This is a genomic window from Streptomyces violaceusniger Tu 4113, from assembly GCF_000147815.2.
GTDB lineage: Bacteria > Actinomycetota > Actinomycetes > Streptomycetales > Streptomycetaceae > Streptomyces > Streptomyces violaceusniger_A.
In genome coordinates this window covers 149,231-172,300 of sequence record NC_015957.1, presented here as the reverse complement: position 1 = coordinate 172,300, position 23,070 = coordinate 149,231, and the positions used below count along the sequence as shown (strand labels likewise).

22 protein-coding genes are annotated in these 23,070 nt (G+C 71.5%); 10 read left to right on the top strand and 12 right to left on the bottom strand.

Translation table 11 applies throughout. From position 1 onward, the window contains the following. Positions 1-97: 97 nt before the first annotated feature. On the bottom strand, positions 98-754 hold the full coding sequence (locus STRVI_RS00780; RefSeq protein WP_014053714.1) for a DUF4232 domain-containing protein: 657 nt from the start codon (positions 752-754) through the stop codon (positions 98-100). 338 nt (positions 755-1,092) lie between these two features. Here STRVI_RS00780 and STRVI_RS00775 point away from each other — a divergent pair, with 338 nt between their 5' ends. Next, positions 1,093-3,426, top strand: coding sequence for a protein kinase domain-containing protein (locus STRVI_RS00775; RefSeq protein WP_014053713.1), 2,334 nt, complete (start codon positions 1,093-1,095; stop codon positions 3,424-3,426). A gap of 24 nt (positions 3,427-3,450) precedes the next feature. On the opposite strand, the gene STRVI_RS00770 is transcribed toward STRVI_RS00775, so the two are convergent. Both STRVI_RS00770 and STRVI_RS00765 read right to left on the bottom strand, forming a co-directional pair. Then, the gene (locus tag STRVI_RS00770; RefSeq protein ID WP_014053712.1) at positions 3,451-4,470 is read right to left on the bottom strand and encodes a hemolysin family protein; all 1,020 of its coding nucleotides are present in this window, start codon (positions 4,468-4,470) and stop codon (positions 3,451-3,453) included. Beyond that, complete coding sequence (locus STRVI_RS00765) at positions 4,467-5,909, bottom strand: hemolysin family protein (protein ID WP_014053711.1); 1,443 nt, start codon at positions 5,907-5,909, stop codon at positions 4,467-4,469. The genes STRVI_RS00770 and STRVI_RS00765 overlap by 4 nt, the downstream gene beginning before the upstream one ends. A gap of 399 nt (positions 5,910-6,308) precedes the next feature. Here STRVI_RS00765 and STRVI_RS00760 point away from each other — a divergent pair, with 399 nt between their 5' ends. From STRVI_RS00760 to STRVI_RS00745, 4 genes are all read left to right on the top strand, one after another. After that, entirely contained in the window at positions 6,309-6,935 is a 627-nt protein-coding gene (locus tag STRVI_RS00760) for a hypothetical protein (protein WP_014053710.1), read from the top strand. A 118-nt stretch (positions 6,936-7,053) separates the two neighbouring features. Continuing rightward, complete coding sequence (locus STRVI_RS00755; RefSeq protein ID WP_014053709.1) at positions 7,054-7,305, top strand: hypothetical protein; 252 nt, start codon at positions 7,054-7,056, stop codon at positions 7,303-7,305. 11 nt (positions 7,306-7,316) lie between these two features. After that, the gene (locus tag STRVI_RS00750) at positions 7,317-8,468 is read left to right on the top strand and encodes an SPFH domain-containing protein (protein ID WP_014053708.1); all 1,152 of its coding nucleotides are present in this window, start codon (positions 7,317-7,319) and stop codon (positions 8,466-8,468) included. A 269-nt stretch (positions 8,469-8,737) separates the two neighbouring features. Continuing rightward, positions 8,738-9,169 carry an NUDIX hydrolase gene (locus STRVI_RS00745; RefSeq protein ID WP_014053707.1) on the top strand — a complete coding sequence of 144 codons (432 nt, stop codon included), beginning with the start codon at positions 8,738-8,740 and terminating at the stop codon, positions 9,167-9,169. A gap of 16 nt (positions 9,170-9,185) precedes the next feature. On the opposite strand, the gene STRVI_RS00740 is transcribed toward STRVI_RS00745, so the two are convergent. Beyond that, positions 9,186-10,085 carry a LysR family transcriptional regulator gene (locus STRVI_RS00740; RefSeq protein ID WP_014053706.1) on the bottom strand — a complete coding sequence of 300 codons (900 nt, stop codon included), beginning with the start codon at positions 10,083-10,085 and terminating at the stop codon, positions 9,186-9,188. Between the two features lie 107 nt (positions 10,086-10,192). On the opposite strand from STRVI_RS00740, the gene STRVI_RS00735 reads away from it, so the two are divergent. Continuing rightward, a complete protein-coding gene (locus tag STRVI_RS00735) occupies positions 10,193-11,158 on the top strand; it encodes a PhzF family phenazine biosynthesis protein (RefSeq protein ID WP_014053705.1) in 966 nt (321 codons plus the stop codon). Positions 11,159-11,216: 58 nt separating this feature from the next. Here STRVI_RS00735 and STRVI_RS00730 read toward each other — a convergent pair whose 3' ends face one another. The 6 genes from STRVI_RS00730 to STRVI_RS00705 form a co-directional block, all read right to left on the bottom strand. Continuing rightward, positions 11,217-11,897, bottom strand: a complete 681-nt coding sequence (locus tag STRVI_RS00730; protein ID WP_014053704.1) for a response regulator transcription factor — start codon at positions 11,895-11,897, stop codon at positions 11,217-11,219. Beyond that, on the bottom strand, positions 11,894-13,249 hold the full coding sequence (locus STRVI_RS00725; protein WP_014053703.1) for a sensor histidine kinase: 1,356 nt from the start codon (positions 13,247-13,249) through the stop codon (positions 11,894-11,896). The genes STRVI_RS00730 and STRVI_RS00725 overlap by 4 nt, the downstream gene beginning before the upstream one ends. A gap of 126 nt (positions 13,250-13,375) precedes the next feature. Next, the gene (locus STRVI_RS00720) at positions 13,376-15,664 is read right to left on the bottom strand and encodes an MMPL family transporter (protein ID WP_014053702.1); all 2,289 of its coding nucleotides are present in this window, start codon (positions 15,662-15,664) and stop codon (positions 13,376-13,378) included. A 461-nt stretch (positions 15,665-16,125) separates the two neighbouring features. Next, on the bottom strand, positions 16,126-16,806 hold the full coding sequence (locus STRVI_RS00715; RefSeq protein WP_150112875.1) for a hypothetical protein: 681 nt from the start codon (positions 16,804-16,806) through the stop codon (positions 16,126-16,128). Positions 16,807-16,955: 149 nt separating this feature from the next. After that, the gene (locus STRVI_RS00710) at positions 16,956-17,444 is read right to left on the bottom strand and encodes a hypothetical protein (RefSeq protein ID WP_014053700.1); all 489 of its coding nucleotides are present in this window, start codon (positions 17,442-17,444) and stop codon (positions 16,956-16,958) included. 65 nt (positions 17,445-17,509) lie between these two features. Further along, positions 17,510-18,181: an HAD family hydrolase gene (locus STRVI_RS00705; protein ID WP_014053699.1), complete on the bottom strand. Its 672-nt coding sequence runs from the start codon at positions 18,179-18,181 to the stop codon at positions 17,510-17,512. 117 nt (positions 18,182-18,298) lie between these two features. Here STRVI_RS00705 and STRVI_RS00700 point away from each other — a divergent pair, with 117 nt between their 5' ends. From STRVI_RS00700 to STRVI_RS00685, 4 genes are all read left to right on the top strand, one after another. Next, positions 18,299-18,937, top strand: coding sequence for an HAD family hydrolase (locus tag STRVI_RS00700; RefSeq protein ID WP_014053698.1), 639 nt, complete (start codon positions 18,299-18,301; stop codon positions 18,935-18,937). Between the two features lie 70 nt (positions 18,938-19,007). Next, positions 19,008-20,180, top strand: coding sequence for a helix-turn-helix domain-containing protein (locus STRVI_RS00695; RefSeq protein ID WP_014053697.1), 1,173 nt, complete (start codon positions 19,008-19,010; stop codon positions 20,178-20,180). 176 nt (positions 20,181-20,356) lie between these two features. After that, on the top strand, positions 20,357-20,782 hold the full coding sequence (locus STRVI_RS00690; protein WP_043235183.1) for a hypothetical protein: 426 nt from the start codon (positions 20,357-20,359) through the stop codon (positions 20,780-20,782). Beyond that, a complete protein-coding gene (locus STRVI_RS00685; protein ID WP_014053695.1) occupies positions 20,779-21,000 on the top strand; it encodes a hypothetical protein in 222 nt (73 codons plus the stop codon). The genes STRVI_RS00690 and STRVI_RS00685 overlap by 4 nt, the downstream gene beginning before the upstream one ends. 121 nt (positions 21,001-21,121) lie before the next feature. On the opposite strand, the gene STRVI_RS00680 is transcribed toward STRVI_RS00685, so the two are convergent. Then, positions 21,122-21,835, bottom strand: a complete 714-nt coding sequence (locus STRVI_RS00680; RefSeq protein ID WP_014053694.1) for a DUF4232 domain-containing protein — start codon at positions 21,833-21,835, stop codon at positions 21,122-21,124. A 136-nt stretch (positions 21,836-21,971) separates the two neighbouring features. Then, positions 21,972-23,069 carry an ABC transporter ATP-binding protein gene (locus STRVI_RS00675; RefSeq protein ID WP_014053693.1) on the bottom strand — a complete coding sequence of 366 codons (1,098 nt, stop codon included), beginning with the start codon at positions 23,067-23,069 and terminating at the stop codon, positions 21,972-21,974. Position 23,070: the final 1 nt, after the last annotated feature.

The following is a 23,070-nucleotide window of genomic DNA, read 5'->3' as shown; positions in this document are numbered from 1 at the left end:
TTCCTTCTTCACGTCGGTGACGTCGCTTCATACTCCAGGGGTGCTGTCTCCTATGCAAGACAGCGTTCATGTATATGGACTTAAGGGGTGCTTGGGCCTACCAGGTCAGGGCGTCCTGCGCAGTCGTCTGCCAGTACGTGACCTGGGCGGCGCTGTCCATGTAGACCGAGCCGCCGGGCAGCTCGACGCTCGCGGGGTCCTCGCTGCCGTCGATGAACACCTCGAGCGAGTTGACCTCGCTGCCCTCCGAACCCGAGCCGTCCCCCGCGGAGGTGGTGATGCCCGCGTAGGCGCTCTCGCCCGGGGCGAGCACGACGACGGACTGCGGCTGGCTGTCCTCGTTCACCGGGGTGGCGGACTGCGCGTCCTCGCCGAACTTCATCCCGGGGTAGCCGACCAGCTTGCAGTCCACGCCCGCCCCGTTGGTCGCCTTGAGCAGCAGGTGGTTGATCGGGTTCTTGACCTTCTGGAGGGAGAAGGCCGTCTTGTTGACGTCACAGTCGCCGATCGGCTCGTCCTCGGACGCCGCCCCGATCTTCTGGGCCTGCGTCTTCGCGTCCTTGGCGTCCGCGCTGCCCCCCTTGGCCGTCTTGTCCGCCGGGGCCGAGGCCGACGAGTTCGCCTTGCCCGCGTTGTCCGAACCTCCGTCTTCGCTACCGCCGCACGCCGCGGTCAGGCCGAGCGCGGCGACGGCCAGCATGGAGGCGGCGATCGTACGGACGGTGCGGCCGCGGCGGTAAGCGGTGACGTTCATGGTGGTTTCTCCCTGTGGGTCGGATCGGCGGTCCGGCCGGTGTTCCTCTCCGGCCCTCGGTATGGCTATGAGCCTGCCGTGATCCGCTGGCGTAAAGCTGCCGCCGCGACCCCGTTCCGCTAACGCGGCGCTAACGCAACGGCACGGCCCCCACCGCCAGTTGGCCGGCCCGCCCGTTCGCCGATCCGTCCGTTCAGCCCTCGGCCGGACGGCGCTCCGCTGGTAACCGTTCCGCCACGCCCTGGACCACCTGGTCCGCCGATGCTCCCGCCGCCCTAATCTAGGAGGCCGGTACGGCCGTTCAAGACGCGGAGACAGCGCGGGAAAGGGGATCGGCGATGCCGCTGGCCACCGGGGATCCGGAATCCGTAGGCGGCTACGCCCTGGTCGACCGGCTGGGGTCGGGCGGCATGGGCGTCGTCTATCTCGGGCGTTCGGCGTCGGGGCGGCAGGTCGCGCTCAAGCTGGTCCACGAGCAGTACGCGCAGGACGAGGAGTTCCGGACCCGTTTCCGGCAGGAGGTCGCGGCGGCGCGCCGGGTGAGCGGGGCCTTCACCGCACCCGTCGTGGACGCCGATCCGGAGGCCGACCGGCCGTGGATGGCCACGCTGTATGTGCCGGGGCACACCCTCTCCGAGGTCGTACGGAAGAACGGGCCCTTGGACGGGCGCACGTTGCGGACGCTCGGCCTCGGGCTGGTCGAGGCGCTGCGCGAGATCCACCGGGCCGGGGTGGTGCACCGGGACCTGAAGCCCGCCAACATCCTGATGGCCGAGGACGGGCCGCGCGTCATCGACTTCGGCATCTCCCGCGCCGTCGACAGCCAGACCCTCACCGTCACCATCGGGCGGGTGCTCGGCACCCCGCCGTTCATGTCGCCCGAGCAGTTGCGCAGTCCGCGGGACGTCACGGCGGCGTCGGACGTGTTCTCGCTGGGGTCGCTGCTGGTGTTCGCGGCGCGGGGCAGCAGTCCGTTCGAGTCCGACAGCCCGTATCTGTCGGGCTACCAGGTGATGTACGAGCATCCGACGCTGGACGAGGTCCCGGCACCGCTGCGGGGCATCGCCGAACGCTGCCTGGCCAAGGAGCCGGAGGCCCGGCCGAAGCTGGACGAACTGCACCATATGCTGCGTGCGCTGCCGGACTTCCCCGCGGCGGAGCGCGTCGTAACCGCCGGTGGTCCCGGGGCGGGCGGTGGTCCCGGAGCGGCCGACGGTCCCGGAGCGGCCGACGGTCCCGGAGCGGCGGTTGGTCCCGGAGCGGCCGGTGGTCCCGGGGCTGCCGCCGCTGGGCATCCCCCCGCCTCCGCGGCCCACGTTCCCCGGCCCGACCCGCAGCCTGCTCCCCAGCCCCCCAGTTCGCAGCCCCCCGGCCCGGGACGGACCGGACCTGGCCGGGGAGCTCGGCGGCGGCTCGTCGTCACCTCCGTCGGGGTGGCCCTGGCCGTCACCGGGCTGGCCGTCGCGGCGGCGGTCTTCGCCCCGGACATGACGGAGTCGTCGGGCGACGCGTCCGCCGCCTCCGCCACCGCGCCGTCCCAGAAGCCCGCCTCACTCCCCGAGGGCTGGAAGCCATGGCGGACGGATCTGCGGGTCGAGACCGAGGGGCCGCCCCTCGTCTACCAGCAGTCCGGATGTGTCCCGGACAACGGCCGGACCCTGTACTGCGGCGGAAACGGGTTCACGATCGCCAAGGTCGACGCCGCCACCGGCCGCGTCCTGTGGCGCTGGGGCACCCGCCCCCAGGCGGCGCGCCCGATCGGGGTGCGGGACGGAATCGCCTACGCCTACCGGGCGTCGGAGGACGGCCGGCGGTGGGTGGTGGCCCTGGACGCCGCCACCAAGCGCCAGCGGTGGGAGCAGCGGATCAACAACTCCGCGGCGGCGCAACTGTTCCCCGGCGGGGTGCTGACGCTGTCGCCGGACGGCAGTCAGCTCGTCGCCTACGGGACGTCGGGGGAGCGGCTGTGGCAGTCACCGGCGCCCCGAGGGAAGTACTGCGAGCCGACGGTGCTGGGCGGCGAACCGTACGGCCTGTGCTCACCCGTGACCTCCGACGGCCTCGCCGCCGAGGGCCCGTACGACCTGTTGCGGCTCGACCGCTCCGACGGCAAGCAGCACGAACTCACGACTCTCCCGAAGAAGACGCTGACCATCGACGCGGCGCAGGGCAAGCCCCTGTTCCTGATACCGCAGACCGCGAAGGAGGTGTACGACTCGGGGTACGAGCGCCCGTACACGTCCATGGTCCGGGTGGATCCGAGCACCGGCGAGACCAAGCGGATCCCACTGCGCCGCCCCGTGCTCGGTAAGCCGACCCTGCTGCGCGGTGTCGTCTACTTCGTCCGTCCCAACGGCACGGTCACCGCGGTGTCGGCGGACAGCGGCCGGGAGCTGTGGCAGCGGGCGACGGAGACGGAGAGCCTGTCCGCGCCCGTGCTGTCCAGGCGGTACGGGCAGCTCTACTTCTCCAACCGCTTCGGCCGGCTGCTGGCGCTGAACGTGCAGGACGGCACGGAGGCGTGGCGTACGGCCGCACTGGACAACCCCGGGACGGCGGCGCAGGACACGGAGCCGAGGGTGGTGCTCGTCCAGGACGCGATCGTGGGGACGGCCGGGGATGCGGCGTTCTCCGTACGCCCGGACCGTCCCTCGGCGCGGCCCCCGTCCTGAGCCACGCGGCCGCGGTCGGCGCGGCTATGCCGGGGCCGGGCCCACGAGTTCGTCCAGGACGTCCGTCATCGTGACGAAGCCGAGGACCGTCGTACCGGTGTCGGCCGTCACGACGGCCAGGTGGGTGCCGGTGGCACGCATGGTGGTGAGGGTGTCGTCCAGCGGGGTGTCGGCCCGCACCCGGGAGATGGTGTGGACGGCGGTACGGGGGAACGGGCGGTCCCGGTCGACGGCCCCGAGGGTGTCCTTGATGTGGAGGTAGCCCAGGATGGCGCCGCCGGGGCCGGTGACCGGCAGGCGGGAGCAGCCGGAGGCGGCGGCCGCGCGTTCCAGTTGGGCGGGGGTGACGCGGTGGTCGACGGTGACCATCGCGTCGAGGGGGACGAGGATGTCGCCGACCCGCCGGGTGCCCAGTTCCAGGGCGTCGCGCAGCCGGTCGCCGCCGGACTTGTCGAGCAGCCCGGCGTCACTGGAGTCCCGTACCAGCCGGATCAGTTCATCGTCGGTGAAGACCGACTCGACCTCGTCCTTGGGTTCGACCTTCAGCAGCCGCAGTACGGCGTTGGCGAAGGCGTTGACGCCGAAGACGACGGGACGCAGGAGGCGGGTGAGGGCCACCAGGGGCGGCCCGAGGAGGAGTGCGGTGCGCTCGGGGGCGGCGAGGGCGATGTTCTTGGGGACCATCTCGCCGATGAGCATGTGGAGATACGTGGCCACGGTGAGCGCGACGACGAAGGCGATCGGATGCACCAGGGCGTGCGGCACGTGGACGGTGTCGAAGACGGGCTCCAGCAGATGGGCAATGGCCGGTTCGGCGACCGCGCCCAGGGCGAGGGAGGAGATGGTGATGCCGAGCTGGGCCGTGGCCATCAGCGCGGACAGGTGCTCCAGCGCCCACAGCACACCGCGCGCCCGCTTCTCCCCCGCCTGCGCGCGCGGTTCGATCTGGCTGCGACGCACGGAGATCAGGGCGAATTCGGCGCCGACGAAGAAGGCGTTGGTGAGGAGGGTGAGGGCGCCGATGGCGAGTTGGAGGACGGTCATCGGGTGGCCTCGGTGGTCTCGGCGGACTCGGTGGCCTCGGCGGGCTCGGTCGCTTTGGTGACCTCGGCGGGCTCGGTGACCTCGGTGGTCTCGGCGGACTCGGTGGTCTCGGTGGCCTCGGTCGCTTTGGTGACCTCGGCGGGCTCGGTGATCCGTCCGTGGGTGATCCGTACGCGGTCGGCGCGGTGGTGGTCCACCTTCAGGACCGTGAGCTGCCAGCCGTCGGTCTCGATGGTGTCCCCGGCCGCCGGAATGCGCTCCAGGGCGGTGGCCAGGAGGCCCGCCACCGTCTCGTACGGGCCCTCGGGGGCGGTCATGCCGATACCGGTGAGCTCGTCCAGCCGTACGCCCCCGTCCGCCTCCCAGGCGCCGGGGCCGAGGGGCATCAGGCCCGGGGTTTCGTCGGTGTCGTGTTCGTCGCGTACGTCGCCGACGATCTCCTCGACGATGTCCTCCAGGGTGGCGACCCCCGCCGTACCCCCGTACTCGTCGATCACGACGGCCATCGTGTGCGCCCTGCGCAGCCGGTCCAGCAGCCGGTCCACCGGGAGGCTGTCGGGGACCAGGAGCGGGGGCGTGGCCAGGTCGGTGACCGGGGTGGTGGCGCGGTCGGCGGCGTCCAGGGCGAGGACGTCGCGGATGTGCACGGTGCCGACCACCTCGTCCAGCGTGTCGCGGTAGACGGGGAAGCGGGAACGTCCCGTCGCCAGGGTGAGGTTGGCGGCGTCGGCGGCCGTGGCGTGAGCCTCCAGCGCCTGGACGTCCACGCGCGGGGTCATCACGTTCTCGGCGGTCAGCTCGCTCAGGTGGAGCGTACGGACGAACAGCTCGGCCGCGTCCTGTTCCAGCGCGCCCGCTGCGGCCGAGTGGCGGGCCAGCGCGACCAGTTCGTCCGGGGTACGGGCGGAGGCCAGCTCCTCGGCGGGCTCCAGGCCCAGACGGCGCACCAGGCGGTTGGCCGTGTTGTTGAGGTGGTGGATCAGCGGGGCGAAGGCGGCGGTGAAGGCACGCTGCGGGGCGGCCACCGCCTTGGCCACGTGCAGGGGGCGGGAGATCGCCCAGTTCTTGGGCACCAGCTCCCCGGCGACCATCAGCACCACCGTGGAGAGGGCTACGCCCAGCACCAGCGCGGTCGTCGAGGCCGCACCCTCGGGCAGACCGAGCGCGGTGAGCGGGCTCTGGAGCAGGGCGGCCAGGGAGGGCTCGGCGAGCATGCCGATCACCAAGGAGGTGACGGTGATGCCCAGTTGGGCCCCGGAGAGCTGGAACGTCAGCCGGCGCACCGCCGTAAGCGCGCTGTCGGCCCCGCGCTCACCGGCTTCGGCGGCGCGCTCCAGGTCACCACGTTCGACGGTGGTGAGGGAGAACTCGGCGGCCACGAAGAGCGCGCAGGCGAGCGTGAGCGCCAGCGCGAGGAGAAGCAACAGGATCTCGGTCACCGTGCCACCGCCGTCTGCCCGCTCAGGGGCTCCCTGGTGAGGGGCGCCCTCGTGAGGGGCGTCCTCGTGAGGAGTGGGCGGAGGGTGGCACGGGTGGTACTGGGAGGGTCAGGGTCGCCCATCGCGGGTCTGGTGCTCCTTCATCGCTGGTAGGTGGCTCGCCGGGACGTCCGGTGGATCCCCACATGTCCGGGGAAGGCAGTGTCCCTCCACCCATAGTAAAGGGACGGTAAAGGTGCGGGCCCCGGCCCGCGCCCCGGCCCGCGTCGAGATTCGCTCCGCACAACCTGCGGCTTTTCCGTATCGGCTCGATTGAGGACGGGGCTGCCTGTCGTCGGCACAGGTTTATCGGCAATACTTCCCGCCGTGGAGCAGAGCACTGGACCGATCATCCCGCCCATGCACACAGCCGGGACGGATCCGGGGTATGTCCCCGGCCTGACGTCCCCGCGCCCTGCCGATGTGGAGGAGGACGCACCGGACAACGCAGCAGAGCGGCCGCCCGAGGAAGTCACCGCCGAGGACGAAGTCGACGAGGTGGAAGGCGCCGAGACAGAAGGCGCCGACGCCGACGCCGAGGCGGAGTCCGACGACGAAGCCGATGCGAAGGGCGACGTCGCGTCCGACGGGGAAGCGAACGACGACGGCGAGGAAGAGAAAGAGGACGGCGAGGAGGAGGACGGCGGCGTCGTCTTCGACGTGTCCGACCGGCGCGGTGCGATCCGGGCCGGGCGCCATGGTGTCGCGTTCGAACTCGACGGCGAGAAGGCCGAGTTCGGGTGGGACGAGATCGGCGCGGTGGAGGTCGACACCCCCCGGTTCGGGAAGCGCTTCGGGATCACGGTCTATATGACCAACCGGCGTTGGTACACGGCCGATGTCGAGGCACCCGCCCGCAAGTTCCTCAAGGAATGGACGGCCGAGCTCGACGCGGTGCTCGACGCGTATTTCGAGGACTCGGCGGACGGCGACACCAAGGACACCGACTCCGACTCCGACACCGAAGCCAAGGACGCCACCTCGTAGCGGCCATCCGCGCGGGTGGCGGTTCATCCGGTCCTCGCTGCGCACAACCGTATCCGGCGCCGGGAAAACGGTCTAACGTCGGGTTTCAGCAGCGGAACGACTGGGGGGCGGCCGCCGTATGACACCGGATGATCCTGTGATCGGTTGCACCGGGGTGCTGGTACTCGGCACCCGGGGGGCCGGTGGTCCCGGTGAGGTCCTGGTGCGGGTCAGAGGCGGTTCGGAGACGTTCCTCGCCTGGTCTGCCGACCCGTTGCCCCAAGGCGCGTCCGTCCTCGTGATCGACTTCCGTGGCTCCCGCCAGGTCGACGTCATCGAGTGGACCGATCCATTGAACGCGTCGTCCGGCATGGCCGGCGGCGCCGGCTGAGGAGACGAAGTATGTTCGGTTACTGCGTGCCCGCACCCGACCAGGCGATGCTGATCTCGGGGGGCAGGCGTGGGCAGGGGGGTGCGCCGTTTCGCGTGGTGACCGGGCACGGCAAGTTCGTGCTGCCGGTCTTCCGCAAGGTCCGCTTCCTGACGCTGGCCATGTGTGAGGCGGAGGTCGAGGAGAAGTGCGTCAGCCGGCAGGGCATTACGCTGACGGTGCGCTCGGTGATCGCGTTCAAGGTGGGCAATGACACCGAGTCCATCGTCAACGCGGGGCAGCGGTTCCTCTCCGACCAGGAGCAGATGGCGGTGCTGACGGGCCGGATCTTCGCGGGCCATCTGCGGTCCATCATCGGCTCGATGACGGTCGAGGAGATCATCACCGAGCGGCAGAAGCTGGCCACCGAGGTGCTGGACACCTCGAAGACGGAGATGGCGAAGATCGGTCTGATCGTGGACTCGTTGCAGATCCAGTCGATCGACGACGGCGACACCGGCTATATCGACGCGATGTCCGCCCCGCACAAGGCCGCCATCCAGCGCCAGGCCCAGATCGCCCAGGCGCAGGCCAGCCAGGCATCGGCCGAGGCGGAGCAGGAGGCGGCGCGCAACCAGGCCGAGTACGCACGGCAGACGGCGGTGGTCCAGGCCCGGTACACCGCCGAGGTGGACCGCGCCCAGGCCGAGGCCGCCCAGGCGGGGCCGCTGGCGGAGGCGCACGCCCAGCGGGAAGTGCTGGCGGCGCGGACCGAGTTGGCCCAGCGGGCGGCCGATCTGCGGCAGCAGCAGCTCGTCGCCGAGATCGTGAAGCCGGCGGAGGCGGAGGCCGAGCGGATCCGGGTGGTGGCGCTGGCCGAGGCGGAGCGGATGAAGATCCAGGCCGAGGCGGCGGCCTCGCACGGCCGGGTGGCGCTCGACCGCATGCTGATCGACCAACTGCCGCAGATCGTCAAGGAAGCCGCTTCCGGGCTGTCCGGGGCGAACGTCAACGTCCTGAACGGGACCGACGGGCTGGGCGAGATCGCGGCGGGCCTGGTCGGCCAGGGGCTGACCATCCTGGACGCGGTGCGGCGCAACATGGGCACGCCGGGCACGCCGGGTCCTAAGGACGAGCCGAAGCGCTCGGGCGGGGCGGACGACGGAGCGATCGAGGTTCGTTAGGCCCACGGCGCGGGCGAGGTTCGTTGGGCCCGCAGAGCCGATGAAGCCCGTACGGCTCGCACGGCTCGTACCGCTCGCACGGCTCGTACCGCTCGCACGGCTCGTACCGCTCGTACCGCTCGTACCGCTCGTACCGCTCGTACCGCTCGCACGGCTCGTACGGCCGGGTCGGTGGATGGGTGGCGGGGTCTGGCTCTCGGGTCATGGCCCCGGCCCCGGCCGGCCGTTGCTACCGTGAGAAACCCAGCCAGCCGAGAGGGCCGAGGAACGTGACCCCTGACCGCCCGCACCGCGTCAGCGTCGCCGGAGTCATCGTGGACGAGCGCGGCCGAGCGCTGCTGATCAAGCGGCGCGACGGCAGCACCTGGGAGCCGCCGGGCGGTGCGCTCGACCCCGACGCCACCATCCCCGACGCCCTGCAGCGCGAAATCCTCGAGGAGACGGGCGTCAAGATCGCGCTCCCGGCCGCGCTCACCGGGGTCTACAAGGACATGAACGACCTCACCGTCTCCCTCGTCTTCCGCTGCGAGGCCCTCGACGGCACCCCCGTCACGGGCCCGGGCACCCGTGCCTGGCGCTGGGCCACCCGTGCCGAGGTCCCCGACCTCGCCGACGAGGCGTACGCCGTGCGCATCCTGGACGCCCTCGACGCCACCACGCCACCGGCGGTCCGCGCCCACGACGGCGTCACGCTCGTCTGACCCACGCAGCCACAGCTCACGCCGGAAGCAACCGCGTCAGCTCGTCCGCCACCGCCCGCGCCGCCGGGCTGGTCCAGCGGCGGCGGTGCCGGGTGAGGTGCACGGGCACCGGGGGGATGGGCGGGCCGTGGACTTCGGCGAGTTGGCCATCGGCGAGCTGGCGTTCCACCGTGGCGCGGGGCAGCAGCGTCAGGCCGAGCCCGGCGGCGACGCAGGAGCGGGCGGCCTCGATGCTGCCGAAGCGGGTGAGGCGGGGTGGCGGGCCCGGGAGGGTGAGCAGGGTGCGGACGAGGTGGTCGCTGTAGGAGCAGCCCTGTTCGTGGACGAAGAAGCTCTGCGCGGCCAGTTCGTCCCAGTCCGCCTCGTGTCCGGCCAGCGGGTGGCCGGGGGCGGCGAGGTAGACGAGGGGTTCGCGGGCGATGGGGCGGGCGACCAAGTCGGCGTCGGTCACGTCCTGTTCGAGGAGGAGGGCGAGGTCGAGCCGTCCCGTACGCAGTCCCTCGACGGCCGCCGCGGTGCCCGCGGGGTGGAGGTGGAGGTCGATACCGGGCTGGGTGCGGCGCAGCGAGGCGATCACGCGGGGGAGGTGCGAGGCGCACAGGGACTCGCTCGCGCCGAGGGCGACGGAGCCCTCCACCGCGCCGTCCGCGCCATCGCCGTTTCCGGCCGCCGCCACCGCGCGCAGCCGGGCCTCGGCGTCCAGGACCTCCTCGGCCTCCCTCAGCAGCCGGCGGCCGGCACTGGTCGGCAGGGCGCCTGAGGGCAGCCGGTCGAAGAGGCGGGTGCCCAGCTCCCGTTCCAGGGTGCGTATCTGGACGGTGACGGTGGACTGGGCGAGATGGAGATCGGCGGCGGTCGCGGTGAAGCTGCCGGTTCTCGCCAGCGCCGCGAACGTCCTCAGGAGTCGTGTGTCCACGACGGTCAGGATAGGCAGCCCCCACCTGGCCCCATCGGGTTTCTCGATCGCCTCCAGCGAAAGGAATCGTTGGACGCGATACCGGCCGCGGTGGAACCGTGGACGGCATGACGGCACCCACCACGGACATCGACGTTCTGCACTACTCCGCCTTCACCACCCACCCCGACGGCGGCAATCCCGCCGGTGTGGTCCTTGACGCCGCGGCCCTCGCGGACGACGACGCGGCCATGACCGCCGTCGCCGCACGGGTCGGCTACTCGGAGACCGCGTTCATCACCGAGCGGGACGAGGCCGCGCGCCGCTACCGGCTGCGGTACTTCAGCCCGCTCGCCGAGGTCGCCTTCTGCGGACACGCCACCATCGCCACGGCCGTCGCCCTCGCCGACCGCGACGGCCCCGGGGAGCTGGTCTTCGACACCGCCTCGGGCGAGATCCGCGTCGAGACCACGGCCGACGGCGACGGCGACGGCGACGGCCCGTCCCGGGCCACGCTCACCAGCGTTCCCACCCGGTCGCGCCCCGCCGACCCGGGCGCGGAGGTCGAGCCGACGCTGGCGGCGCTGCGCTGGTCCGCGGACGACCTGGACCCGGCCCTGCCCCCGCATGTCGCCTTCGCGGGCAACGACCACCTCGTCCTCGCCGCCGCCACCCGCGAGCGGCTGGCGGACCTCGACTACGACTACGACGCGCTGGAGGCGGTGATGCGGCGGCGGGGCTGGACGACGGTGCATCTGGTGTGGCGCGAGGCGGCTGACGCGCGTGGCTCGGCGAAAGGCTCCTCGTACGGCTCGGCGGGCGGCTCCCCCGACGGCCTTACGGATGGCGTCGTCTTTCACGCCCGCGATCCGTTCCCCGTCGGCGGGGTGGTCGAGGACCCGGCCACCGGCGCCGCGGCCGCCGCCTTCGGCGGCTATCTGCGGGCACTCGGCCTGGTCGAGGGCCCGACCCGGGTCCGTATCCGCCAGGGCGAGGACATGGGCCGACCCAGCGATCTCCTGCTCGACGTCACGCCCGACGAGCCCCGGGTGCGGGTCAGCGGGCAGGCCGTCCGGATCCCGCAGAGCGTGTGAGCAGCAGCGCGAATCACCGACGCGTGACGCTGTGACACCGTGACATCGGCCTCGGCGGTCACGGTACGGGCGGAGCCGCCTGCGCCAGGCCCGTCTGGTAGGCGATGACGACCAGTTGGGCGCGGTCGCGGGCGCCCAGCTTCGTCATCGCGCGGTGGATGTGGGTGCGTACGGTCAGCGGGCTGAGCGTGAGGATCTCGGCGATCTCGGTGTTGGACCTGCCCTCGGCGGCCAGGCCCATCACCTCGCGCTCACGGCCGGTGAGTTCCGACAGGCGCTCCGGGGGCGCGAGGTGGGCGTCAGGGGCGGGGGACATGAGGAAGTTCGTGATGAGGGTGCGGGTCGCGGCGGGTGACAGCAGCGCCTCGCCGGATGCCACCGTGCGCAGACCGGCCAGCAGGGTGTCGGCGGTGACGTCCTTGCCGAGGAAGCCGCTGGCACCGGCGCGCAGCGCCTGGGCGACGTAGTCCTCGGTCTCGAACGTCGTCAGGATGAGGACGCGAGTGGCGGCCAGCTCCGGGTCGGCGCAGATCGCGGAGGTGGCGGCGAGACCGTCCGTGCCCGGCATCCGGATGTCCATGAGGACGATGTCGGGGTGGTGGGCGCGGGTCAGTTCCAGCGCCTCCGCGCCGTCCGATGCCTCGCCGACCACCGTCATGTCCTCGCAGGAGTCGATCAGTATCCGGAAGGTGGCCCGCAGCAGGGCCTGGTCGTCGGCGAGCAGCACCCTGATGGTCATGACTCTTCTCCTCCTGCTGGAACGTCTGTGGCGGCTATGGCCGCTTGGGGGGCCGCCTCGGGTGCCGCTTCGGGTGCCGCTTCGGGTGCCGCTTCGGGTGCCGCTTCGGGTGCCGTCTCGGGTGCCGCGGGCTGGAGCGGCAGTGCGGTGGTGACCTCGAAGCCGCCTTCCGGGCGGGGGCCCGCGCGGAGTTCGCCGCCGATGGTGTGGGCGCGTTCGCGCATGCCCATGACGCCGAAGCCCCGGCTCGGCCCGGCCTCGGTGGTGTCCTTGGTGTCCGTGCTGCCCATGGCGTCCGGGCCGTCGTTGCTGACCGTGATCAGCAGACGGGATCCGGCGTAGGCGATGCGTACGTGTGCGGCGTCCGCGGCGGCGTGCTTGGTGACGTTCGTGAGCGCCTCCTGCACGATCCGGAACGCGGTCAGGTCCACCCCGGGAGAGAGCGGGCGCGGCTCCCCCGTCGTGGTGACCGTGACGGTCAGCCCCGCGGACGCACACGCCGAGACCAGTTCGGGCAGGCGGGCGAGGCCGGGGGACGGCTCCAGCGATGCGGAGGCCGGGTCGTCGTTCTGGCGCAGCAGTCCCAGCGTGGCCTTCAGCTCGCGCAGTGCGGAGGAGGTGGTGCCGGTCAGGTCGGTGAGGATCTTCTGCGTCTGCTGCGGGCTGGTGAGCACGAGGTGAGCGGCCGTACCGGCCTGCGCGTTGGCCAGGGCCATGTGGTGGGCCACGACGTCGTGCAGCTCGCGGGCGATGCGCATGCGCTCTTCGGTGACGCGCAGCCGTGCCTCCTCCTCCCGGGTGCGCTCGGCGTGTTCGGCGCGGGCCTGCACCGATGCCAGGTAGGCGTGGCGCAGCCGGGTCATGTTGCCGGCGGCGAGCGGCAGCAGCAGCCAGAAGAAGGGGCCGATCGTCCTGAGCAGCAGGGACAGGCTGTCCATGGAGTCCGAGACCGCCGCCGCGACCATCAGCGCCGCCATGGTGCTGACGCCGAAGACGCGGGTGGTCTTGCGGTCGGTGAGGGTGGCCAGCCAGTAGAGCGCCGCCATCATGGGTGCCAGCAGCAGGGGGGTGAGCAGATACCCCAGCGAGATCGCGATCACGGTGCAGACCGCGGTCACGACGACGGCGGTGCGCGGGTGGGCGCGGTATTTGAGCAGGGCGAGGCAGGACACGCCCATGAGGACGGTGGCGGCCCTGTCCTGGTCGGGTGGGCTGGCTCCGGGCAGGGTGAGATTGCTGCCGAGGGTCGCACAGCCCATCAGCGCCAGGACGAGCACCACGTCGACGACATGACGGTAACGGTCGGTGTACTGCTCGAAACGGTCCGTGTAACGCTCAAGGCTGGTGCTCATCGGGCTCTCCGGTCGTCGCTCTCGGGCCATCGTGACCGTTCCCCGCTCCCCGCGCGAACGGCTGCCGGGACCGCCCATGGCGTTCGCCACGGGTGGCCCCGGTCGGTGGGGGGCAGGGCGGTCGTATCAGGTACGGGCCACTTCGCGGCCGGGCGTCCCGGCCGGCTCCGGGTCCGCTTCCGGGTCTGTTCCCTGGCCCGCTCCCCGGCCCGCTCCCCGGTCCGCTTCCTGGTCCGCTTCCTGTCGGCGGCTGAGGGCCTCGCCCTCCACGTCGACGTTGGGCAGCAGCCGGTCCAGCCACTTCGGCAGCCACCAGGCCCTGTCGCCGAGCAGGGCGAGCACGGCGGGCACGATCGCCATCCGTACGACGAAGGCGTCGAACAGGACGGCGGAGGCGAGTCCGAACCCGATCATCTTGATCATGGAGTCGCTCTCGCCGACGAACCCGGCGAACACCGCGATCATGATCAGCGCGGCGGCCACCACCACGCGGGCGCTGTGCCGGAAGCCGGATGTGATCGCCTCGCCGGGCCTCTCGCCGTGGACGTACGCCTCCCGCATCCGCGAGACGAGGAACACCTCGTAGTCCATGGCCAGGCCGAAGACGATGCCCACCAGGAAGATCGGCATCAGGCTCATGATCGGGCCGGTCTGTTCCACGCCCAGGAGCCCGGCGCCATGGCCCTGCTGGAAGACGAGGACGACCACGCCGAGAGAGGCCAGCACCGACAGCAGGAAGCCGAGGGCCGCCTTCAGCGGGACGAGCAGGGACCGGAAGACCACCAGCAGGAGCACGATCGCGAGACCCACGACGACGACCAGGTAAGGGATCAGCGCGGCCTGCACCTTGTCGGAGATGTCGATGTTCAGCGCGGTGGTGCCCGTGACCTCGAAGGTCGCCCCGGTCTCGGACTCGACTCCGGGCCGCTCGCCCCGAATGGTCGTGACCAGGTCCTTGGTCTTCTCATCGGTCGGCGACGTGGACGGCACGACCTGGAAGACGGCCGTGTCACCGGCCTCGTTGAAGCGGGGCGGGGAGACGGAGATGACGCCTTCGGTGCCGCGGAGCTTCTTCGCGACCGTATCGGCGGCGCCCTTCGCGTCGGCGCCCTTCGTCTCGGCGTCCCCGTTCGCATCCACGACGACGGTCAGCGGCCCGTTGAAGCCCGGCCCGAAAGCCTCGGCGAGCGCGTCGTAGGCCCGGCGCTCGGTGGTGGAGGTCGACTTGGCCTCGTCCCCGGGCATGCCGAGTTGCAGGGCCGTCATCGGCACCGCGAGGGCTCCGAGGCCCACCACGCCGAGCAGCAGCACGGGCAGCGGACGCCGCAGTACGAACCGCGCCCAGCGGCTGCCCCCGTTGTTCCGGGTGCTCTCGTCCTCGATCCGTCCGGTTTTGCGGGCCCGCCGCCGGAGCACGGCGTTCGGCCAGAAGCCGAGGAACGCCGGGACCAGCGTCAGCGCGATCAGTACGGCGACGACGACCGCGCCCGCCGCGGCCAGGCCCATCTTGGTGAGCATCGGGATGCCGACCACGGCGAGTCCGGCCAGCGCGATTACCACGGTGAGCCCGGCGAAAACGACCGCCGAACCGGCCGTGCCGACCGCCAGGCCGACCGCCTCCTGTGGCGCACGGCCCTTGGCGCGCTCCTCGCGGTAGCGGGAGACGACGAACAAGGCGTAGTCGATGCCGACCGCGAGGCCCAGCATCATCGCCAGGGTGCCGGTCGTCGTGGACAGGCCCAGCGCCTGGGACAGGGTGAGGATGGTGGCCGTGCTCACGCCCACGCCGATGAGGGCGGTCAGCAGTGGCAGCCCGGCGGCGACCAGCGAACCGAAGGTGGCCAGCAGCACGACGGCGGCTATCACCACACCGATCACCTCGGCCGCACCGCCCGCCCCGCCGCCGTCGTCCATCGCGCTGCCGCCGGCCTCGACGGTCAGCCCGGAGTCCTGGGCCGTGTGGATGGCCCGCTCCAGCCGCGTCCGGTCGGCGTCGGTGAGGTCGTCGGCGGCGACCTTGTAGGTGACGGTCGCGTACGCCGTCGTGCCGTCCTTGCTGACGGCCTTCGCCTGGAAGGGGTCGACAGCGCTCGCGACCTGTGTGCCGTCGGCCAGATCGGCCACGGCCTTCTCGACGGCCCGCTTGTTCTCGGTGGCGGTGACCTTCTCACCGCTCGGCGCGACGAAGACGACCCGGGCGGTCGCGCCGTCGGCGGTGGCTCCGGGGAAGCGCTGTTCCATCAGGTCGAACGCCTTCTGGGCCTCGATGCCCGGCATGGAGAACCCGTCGTCGGAGGCTCCCGGAGCCTTGAGGGCACCCAGCCCGACGGCGGCCAGGACGGCCGCCCAGACCAGGGCGACGTACCAGCGTCGCCGGAAGGCCAGACGGCCCACTCGGTAAAGGAAAGTAGCCACGGCAGGAGGTCTCCACATCTGGTGCCGAACATCTGGTGCCGACTGTCCGCCCAGGCTCTCTGGGAGGGGGCGGTTGTGTCGTCGTGCGCCTGCCGACACTTCCGGCTACTGAGAACGCAGTACGGAGGGGGCGAGGGGGTCCGCCGCTGGTACGACTGCCCCGGTGGGGGTTGTCGGGATTGTCGGGATTGTCGAGGTGGCCGGCGGTTCGGGCTGATCGGGGTGGTGAGGTGCGGCGCCGTTTCGCGCCTTCAGCGCAATTGAGCAGCGGCGGCCGGGGGGGCGAGGCACCGCTGCCGGGCGCCGGGTCGGTGGGTGCGGGCGCCGGTGGCGGCTGCGATGGTCGGGGGCCGGGGTAGGTGCCGGACAGCCGGGAGGGGGGTTGGGGTACCCCTCTGGAAAACGTTTGACACATTAGTTGCTTCAGATCAAGCGTTATTTCGGGGGGTACCCGGAGGGGCCTATCGGAGGCCGTGGAGTTTGGTGATCAGACGTCGCAGGAGGGCCACCCGGTCACTGCCACGCGGTCGGCAGTCCTCCAGGCGGCGGACGACCCCCGGCGGTACGTCCTCGATCCCGACGGCGTCAACGACCTTGTCGAGCGCGTGGATGCCCCAGTACTGGTTGAAGGCGAGCGGCTCCTTGACGACGGCGTCGGCGAGGAGGGTCAGCGCGTCAGGTACTGGCACCGCGTAGAGCCGCGCGTACGCGGCCAGCCGCAGACCGCCGTCCGGGGAGGTGAGCCAGCCGTCGAGGTCGGGGTCCGCGAGCCGCTGGGTGGTGCGCACCAGCCGCGCGAAGATGCCGCTCATGCGCTGCGTACGGGCGGAGCCACTGGCCATCGACCGACGGACCTCGAGGTATTCGGCGGCCAGTCGGCGCACGTCCGCCAGCGCCGTGGCGTCGTCGGCCTCCGGTCCGTCGTCGCCGCTTCCGACGAGGGCGGCGTCGGCGATGCGCTCGGCGGCCTCGATGCGCTGCTCGACCGCCTTGAACTCCACGCGGAACCCGCCGGGCAGTTCGATGCTGTTGAGCAGATCGCGCAGCCAGGGCACGACCGCCACGACCAGGAGCGCCACGGTGACGTTGTCTATCTTCAGGTCCGGCGCCAGCACATGCGTGACCGCCACCGCGACAGCCACGCCGCTCACCACGGACGCGACGATGTACCGACGCCACGCGGCCCGCCGCGCAAACCGCCCACCCACCCCGTGCTCCCCCCGCCTCATGACCCCCAGCCTTCCCCAGCCGGGGCCAATTCAGGCCGGACGGGCAAGGGCCCGATGGATCGTCATGCCCGGCGGGATACCCCGTCCGGCCAGACGACATCCACGGGGACGCCCGCCTCGCGTGCCTCGCTCACCACGTCCGCCGTACCGCCGCCCTTGCCGGAGGGCGGCTGCCCGTCCCACACCGCCATCAGCCGCTCGGCCCGCTCCAGCAGCGCGGCGTTCGCCGCTTCGTACGCCTGCCGGTTCGCCGTCTGGTGCGGCATCACCAGCACCTCGTCCGCGGCCTCCACGAGGCGGTCGAAGGTCTCGGCGTGGTCCGGCTTGACCTTCGCCTGCCGGTAGTCCTGCGACGGAATCACCACGACCAGGCTTCCGCCGACGGCCAGGACCGCGTCGGCGAACAAGCTGTCACTGCCCTTCGCGATGCAAGACACCCCGACCAGGCTGGCGGAATCGTAGGCGGCCAGGAGCGTGTCCAGCGCCCCTCGGACCAGCGGCACCGACTCGTCGGTGAGGTCCATGTGCCCGGTCACGGCGATCGTCGTCATGGGGCCGTTGCCCTCCTTGTCACGTGGTCAACAGAGTGCGGATGCCGGCTCGCGCCGGGGTTCGTTCATTTCGTCAGGAGCTTCAGCATCTTCTCGGTATCCGCGAGATCCTCGACGACTTCCGTAGCTCCGGCGGCCCGCAGATCGTCCGCATCGGTACGCCCGGTGGCCACACCGATGACGCGGACGCCGCAGCTCAGGCCGCCCTCGACGTCGTATGGCGTATCCACGACAAGGACAGCGTCGTCTGGCCGCATCTGGGCACGCCGCAGAGCAGTGCGCACCAGTTGCGGGCGTTCGTCCGCGTCCTCGCCGAAGGCTCCGATCGAGAGGCCGATGTAGTGGTCGAGGCCGAACGCGGCCAACTTCACCTCTGCGGCGGCCCGGACGTTCCCGGTCATCACGGTCTGTGTGACCCCGTCCCGCGCCGCCAAGGCCGCGAGCAGCGGAGACGCTCCGGGGAGGGCACGCCCGCGTTCGCGAAGGTCGGCCGCGCGCCGTACGTGGGCGGCTCCGAGTGCCTGGGCGAACCGCTCGAACAGGTCACGGCTGTCGTGCAGTCCATGGAGTCTCAGCGTTTCCCGGAGGATGACCGGCTCGGTCGATCCGTCGATCTTCGCCTGCTCCCGCATGGGCCGGCCGGTGACCTCTTCGAACGCTTCGGCCCAGAGCTCGCGGCCGACTCCCCGGGTATCCACGAGTGTGTGGTCGATGTCCCAGAGCACGAGCAGCGGCACTGTATTGCCTTCCGATCGCTGGATACCGACTCCCGTTGGTGACGGGCACCATACGCTGAGTGGGCATACGCCTACGGCCCCAAGCATCGTCGTTTCATCGCGTCCTACGCTGCCCGCATGATGCGCGCAGTGGTCTTCGACGTCGGCGAGACCTTGATCCGGGATGACCGTGGATGGGCCATGTGGGCGGACTGGCTGAACGTCCCCCGCCATACCCTCTCCGCACTCGTCGGCGCGGTCGTCGCTCAGGGCCGTGACAACGCCGAAGCCCTGCGACTCATTCGGCCCGACATCGACATCGCGGCCGAGCGAGCCGCGATGGAGGCCGCTGGGGTGGGTGAGGAACTGAGCGAAGTCGATCTCTACCCGGATGTGCGTCCAGCCCTCGCGGCCCTCCGTGAGAAGGGGCTCCGCGTCGTCATCGCGGGCAACCAGACCGCGCACGTCGGCCAGTTGCTACGGGAGCTGGACCTCCCGGTTGACGAGATCGCCACGTCGGGAGAGTGGGGCGTGGCCAAGCCCGACCCCCGCTTCTTCGCCCGCGTCCTGGACCTGGCAGTCACTCCGCCCGACCAGACGGTGTATGTGGGGGACCACCCCGCGAACGACATCCGCCCGGCAAAGGCGGCGGGACTGCGCGTCGCGCATCTGCGCCGTGGGCCGTGGGGTCATCTGTGGTCCGGCACAGGCGAGGCGGCTGGTGCCGACTGGCAGATCGACTCGCTGCACGATCTCGTACGATTCGCCGCCGGTTGAGGCGAGCGGCCCCGCTGTCGCAAGGCCGCTCGCTACCGTTTGGAGTGGACGCACCGAACGGAGCACCGGTATGCCCACCGATCTCGGCAAGCGTGTGGCCTATCAGCGCCGCATCGCTCGCCTGACGCAACAAGAGCTGGCGGACGCCGCCGGTGTGCACGTCGGCACCCTGCGAAAGATCGAACGCGCCGCCCGGGGCGCCGGCGACAACGTGGTGGAGGCCCTCGCGGCAGCTCTCGGTGTCGACCCGTCCGTCTTGTTGGGAAGCCGGGACCGGACGGACGCCCGCGTTCACGCAGCGATGCCATCCCTGTCGGCCGTCATCGCGGCGTACGACGTGCCCGACGATGGGCCGGTGCGGCAACTCAGCGAGCTGAGCACAGCAGTGGATGAGGCGGTGACCTGGCGCCTGGCCTCCCAGTACGTCCGGATCGCACGCCACTTACCATCGCTTGTCAGCGAGCTGACTCGCGCCTTCCACCTCGCTTCGGCAGAAGCGAAGCCCGAGACGGCGAGCCTGCTCATCGCTGCGGTTCGAACCGCTGACGCTGTGGCGTACAAGTACGGTGCCCGGGACCTGTCTGCCCGTCTGGTCGATCTGATGCGCTGGGCGACGCCGTACACCGACGACCCGCTGCTGGACGCCACCGTCGCATACGTCCGCACCGAGACCTTCTTCGCCGCCCGCGCGTTCACCCCTGGGCTACGCGCGCTGGAGGCCGCGTTGGACCGCACACCCACCAGTGATGGTGAGGCGGCAATGGCTGCCCGAGGCGCCTTGCACATGCGCGCCGCTGTCATTGCGGGGCGCGCCGGTCTCGTGAAAGCCGCAGACAAGCACCTCACGGAGGCTCGGCGCCTGGGGGACGCCGTGCGCGAGAACGTCTATCAAGGCACAGCTTTCGGGCCGAACAGCGTCCGTGTCCACGAAGTATCCGTCGCGGTCAGCCTCGGTGGTGACCATGTGCGTCGCGCCCTCGACGTGGCCAACGATTGGGCCCCGCCCCGGGACCTTCCTGCCGAGCGCCGCAGCGGGTTCTACATCGAGGTGGCCCGTGCGCAACTGTGGTCAGGGCTGACCCGCGATGCGTTCGAGTCGCTGAAGGTCGCGCGGCACATCGCTCCACAGCACACCCGTGATCACCCGTGGGTGCGAGAGGACGCCGCGACTCTCCGCCGCCTGCGGCGCGGAGATGCCGAGAGCTTGAGCAATTTCGCGGAGTGGTGTCACGCGGGTGAGTGACCCGCACTGACCCTCGCCGGGTCACTCATGGCCCTTCCAGCGGAGAACCATCTACCTGTCCACACCGACCAGGCGGATGGGACAGCCGTACGCCGCCCGACCTATCACTCTTCCCCGGCGGGATCGCGTACGGCCTGACGTCGTCTGTGAAGACCACCGCGACCAAGGCGAACCGAATGACAGCTGACTCTCTCAAGTCCCCACCATGGGCGCCTCCGAGCAGTACCGACGTAGAGATGGTGCGGGTCGGCCCGCACTGGGACGTCGTACGGGCGCCGGAGGCGCTCGGCGGGCGGGCGTTGGAGTTACTCGGTGGGGCCTCCGGGGCCGTCATCGCGGACTACAACCTCATGTACTGGCTCATCCGCCCGGGAAGCGCCCAGTACTGGCGACGCATCCGGCAGGTGCAGACGCTCGGTACGGGGCGCGTCGAGACCTCGTACATCGGGGTTCCCCCCATCGACCGCATCAGCGGGCCGTATCTGCACTGGCGCGTGCCGCTCGGGCCGGGTCGGTATCTCACCGACGCCAATCGGCTTCGCGAGGCCCTCGCCCGGGCGGTCGTTGCCGAGCTGGGCATCGATGCGGAGGCGGATCGGTGAGCGAGGGCTTGGCCGCGCAGCGGCCCGTTGCGCTGCGCGGGATCGAGTTGCCGGATCCCGACACGCTGACCGGGCCCCAACTGGAGGGCTGGCACTGCGCGCTGTGCGGGCGGCGGCTGTACGCCGATCAGTTGCTCGGCACGGTCGTGTGGACCTGCGGCGGCAGGCCCCAGGAGGTCGAACTGTGGGTGTGTCGGCCGCTCTGCCGCGAGGCGTGATGCGGAAAGTCCGCTGCCGTGGTGTGGCACACCGGGGCAGCGGACTTTCTTGGCGCAGCGTCGGCGGGACTGGTCCCGCTCGGAGATGGTCTTGGCGCAATTCCAGGCAACGCCGACGTGGTCAGCCGATGGGGTTGACGAACGTGGCCGGGTGGGTGGCGGCTCGCTGGTCGACGAGCGCGCCCCACGGCCACTCCAGCTTCAGCGAGCTGGTCTCGTTCGGCGGAGTGACGACGGCGAAGGCGGGCTTGTAGGAGCCCTCCTCGCTCTCGTCGGTCATGGCGAGGTTGATCGTGAAGTCGGTGCTGTCCCCGGGGCCCAGGGTGATCGAGCCGTACTTGGCCGACGAGCGGGCCAGCGACCAGACCTGACCGCCGTTCTCGGACGTGAGGTCCACGCCCGCGAAGCCGCCGATCTTGCAGGGGCGGTCGCCGGCGTTGGTCAGCACGATGCTGGTGGTCGTCGAGCCGCCCGCGTTCGGGTCCGGGGCCGCATCGCCACCCGTGGCGAACGACGCCTCCAGGCCGGAGGTGTGGCAGCGCTGGACGCCCGAGCCCGCCCGGTCACCGTCGGCGGCGTGCGAGCCGCTCGACTGCTTGCCCGCGGCGCCCGCCTTGGTGTCGGCCTCGGCAGCCGGGTCCGCCTTGGCACCGGAGCCCTGCGCTCCGGCGGAGGAGCTGCCGCCCTTGGCCTCGGCGCCGGCCGCGGGCTTCGAGGCGTTGGCGTCCGAGCCGTTGCAGGCGGTCAGGGTAAGGGCGGCGGCCGCGGTCAGGGTCGCGGCGGCGATGCGCAGGGTGCGGCGACGAGTGGTGCGGGCAGTGGTGTTGGAGCTCATTTCGGGTCCCCCCGGGGCGGTCGGTGTCGTTGTCTTCTCGGTACGTCACCCACTCTGCTCGGGGCCGCTATCGCAAGGCTGCCGCCCCGCTAACACCCTGGTAACTGGCCGGAAGCGTCGAGGCCAGGGGCCCGGCTCAGGCCGGATACGCGTGGGTCTGGGTCGCCTTGAGGGTGGCCCAGACGGTGCGGCCCGGGTGGAGGGCGAGTTCGGCCACGGCGGGTGTGGTGAGGTCGGCCAGCAGGGGGAGTTCGCCGGTGAGGTCGACGCGGATCTGGTCGCCGTGGGACTCCATACCGGCCACCTCCAGCCGCCACAAGTTGCGTGCGCTGGAGTCGGGGCGGTCGCGGTGGAGGGTGACCGCGGCGGGTGGGAAGGCGACGAAGACCGGGCCGGTGAGGTCCTCGGTGGTGGTGATGGTGGCGCCGCCGTCGAGCCGTACGGTGTGGCCGTCGGCGCGGCCCTGGTAGAGGTTGAGGCCGACGAGGCTGGCGATGTAGTCGGTACGGGGGCGGCGGGAGATGTCCGAGGGGGCGCCCTCCTGGACGGTACGGCCCTCCTCCACGACCACGAGCCGGTCGGCGAGCACCATCGCGTCCAGCGGGTCATGGGTGACCAGCACGGCCACCGCCTCGAACTCGGCCAGATGGCGGCGGAGCCCGGCGCGCACGTCGAGGCGGGTGCGGGCGTCCAGCGCGGCCAGCGGCTCGTCCAGCAGGAGCAGCCGGGGGCGGGTGGCGAGGGCGCGGGCGAGGGCGACCCGCTGGGCCTGACCGCCGGACAGGGCGCGGGGTTTGGCGCCCGCGCGGTCGGTCAGGCCCATCCGCTCCAGCCAGTCGGCCGCCTGGGCGCGGGCCTCCGCCTTCGGCACCCCGTGACAGCGCGGGCCGAAGGCCACGTTGTCGAGCGCGGTGAGATGGGGGAAGAGCAGATAGTCCTGGAAGACGACGCCGACCGGACGGTGTTCGGGCGGGGTCCTCAGCCGACGCTCCGGCTCCTCCAGGGTCCGGCCGTCCAGCCGCAGCGCCCCCGTGGTGAGCGGGGTGAGCCCGGCCAGGGCGCGCAGGGCAGTGGTCTTGCCCGCGCCGTTGGGCCCGAGCAGGGCGACCACCTCGCCAGGGGCCGCGGACAGCCGCAGGTCGAGGCGGAAGGTGCCGCGGTCCACGACGAGGCGGGCGTCGAGGCCGTCGGTGCGCGGCCCGGCGTCCTCGGTGGGGGAGGCGTCCGTGGTCATG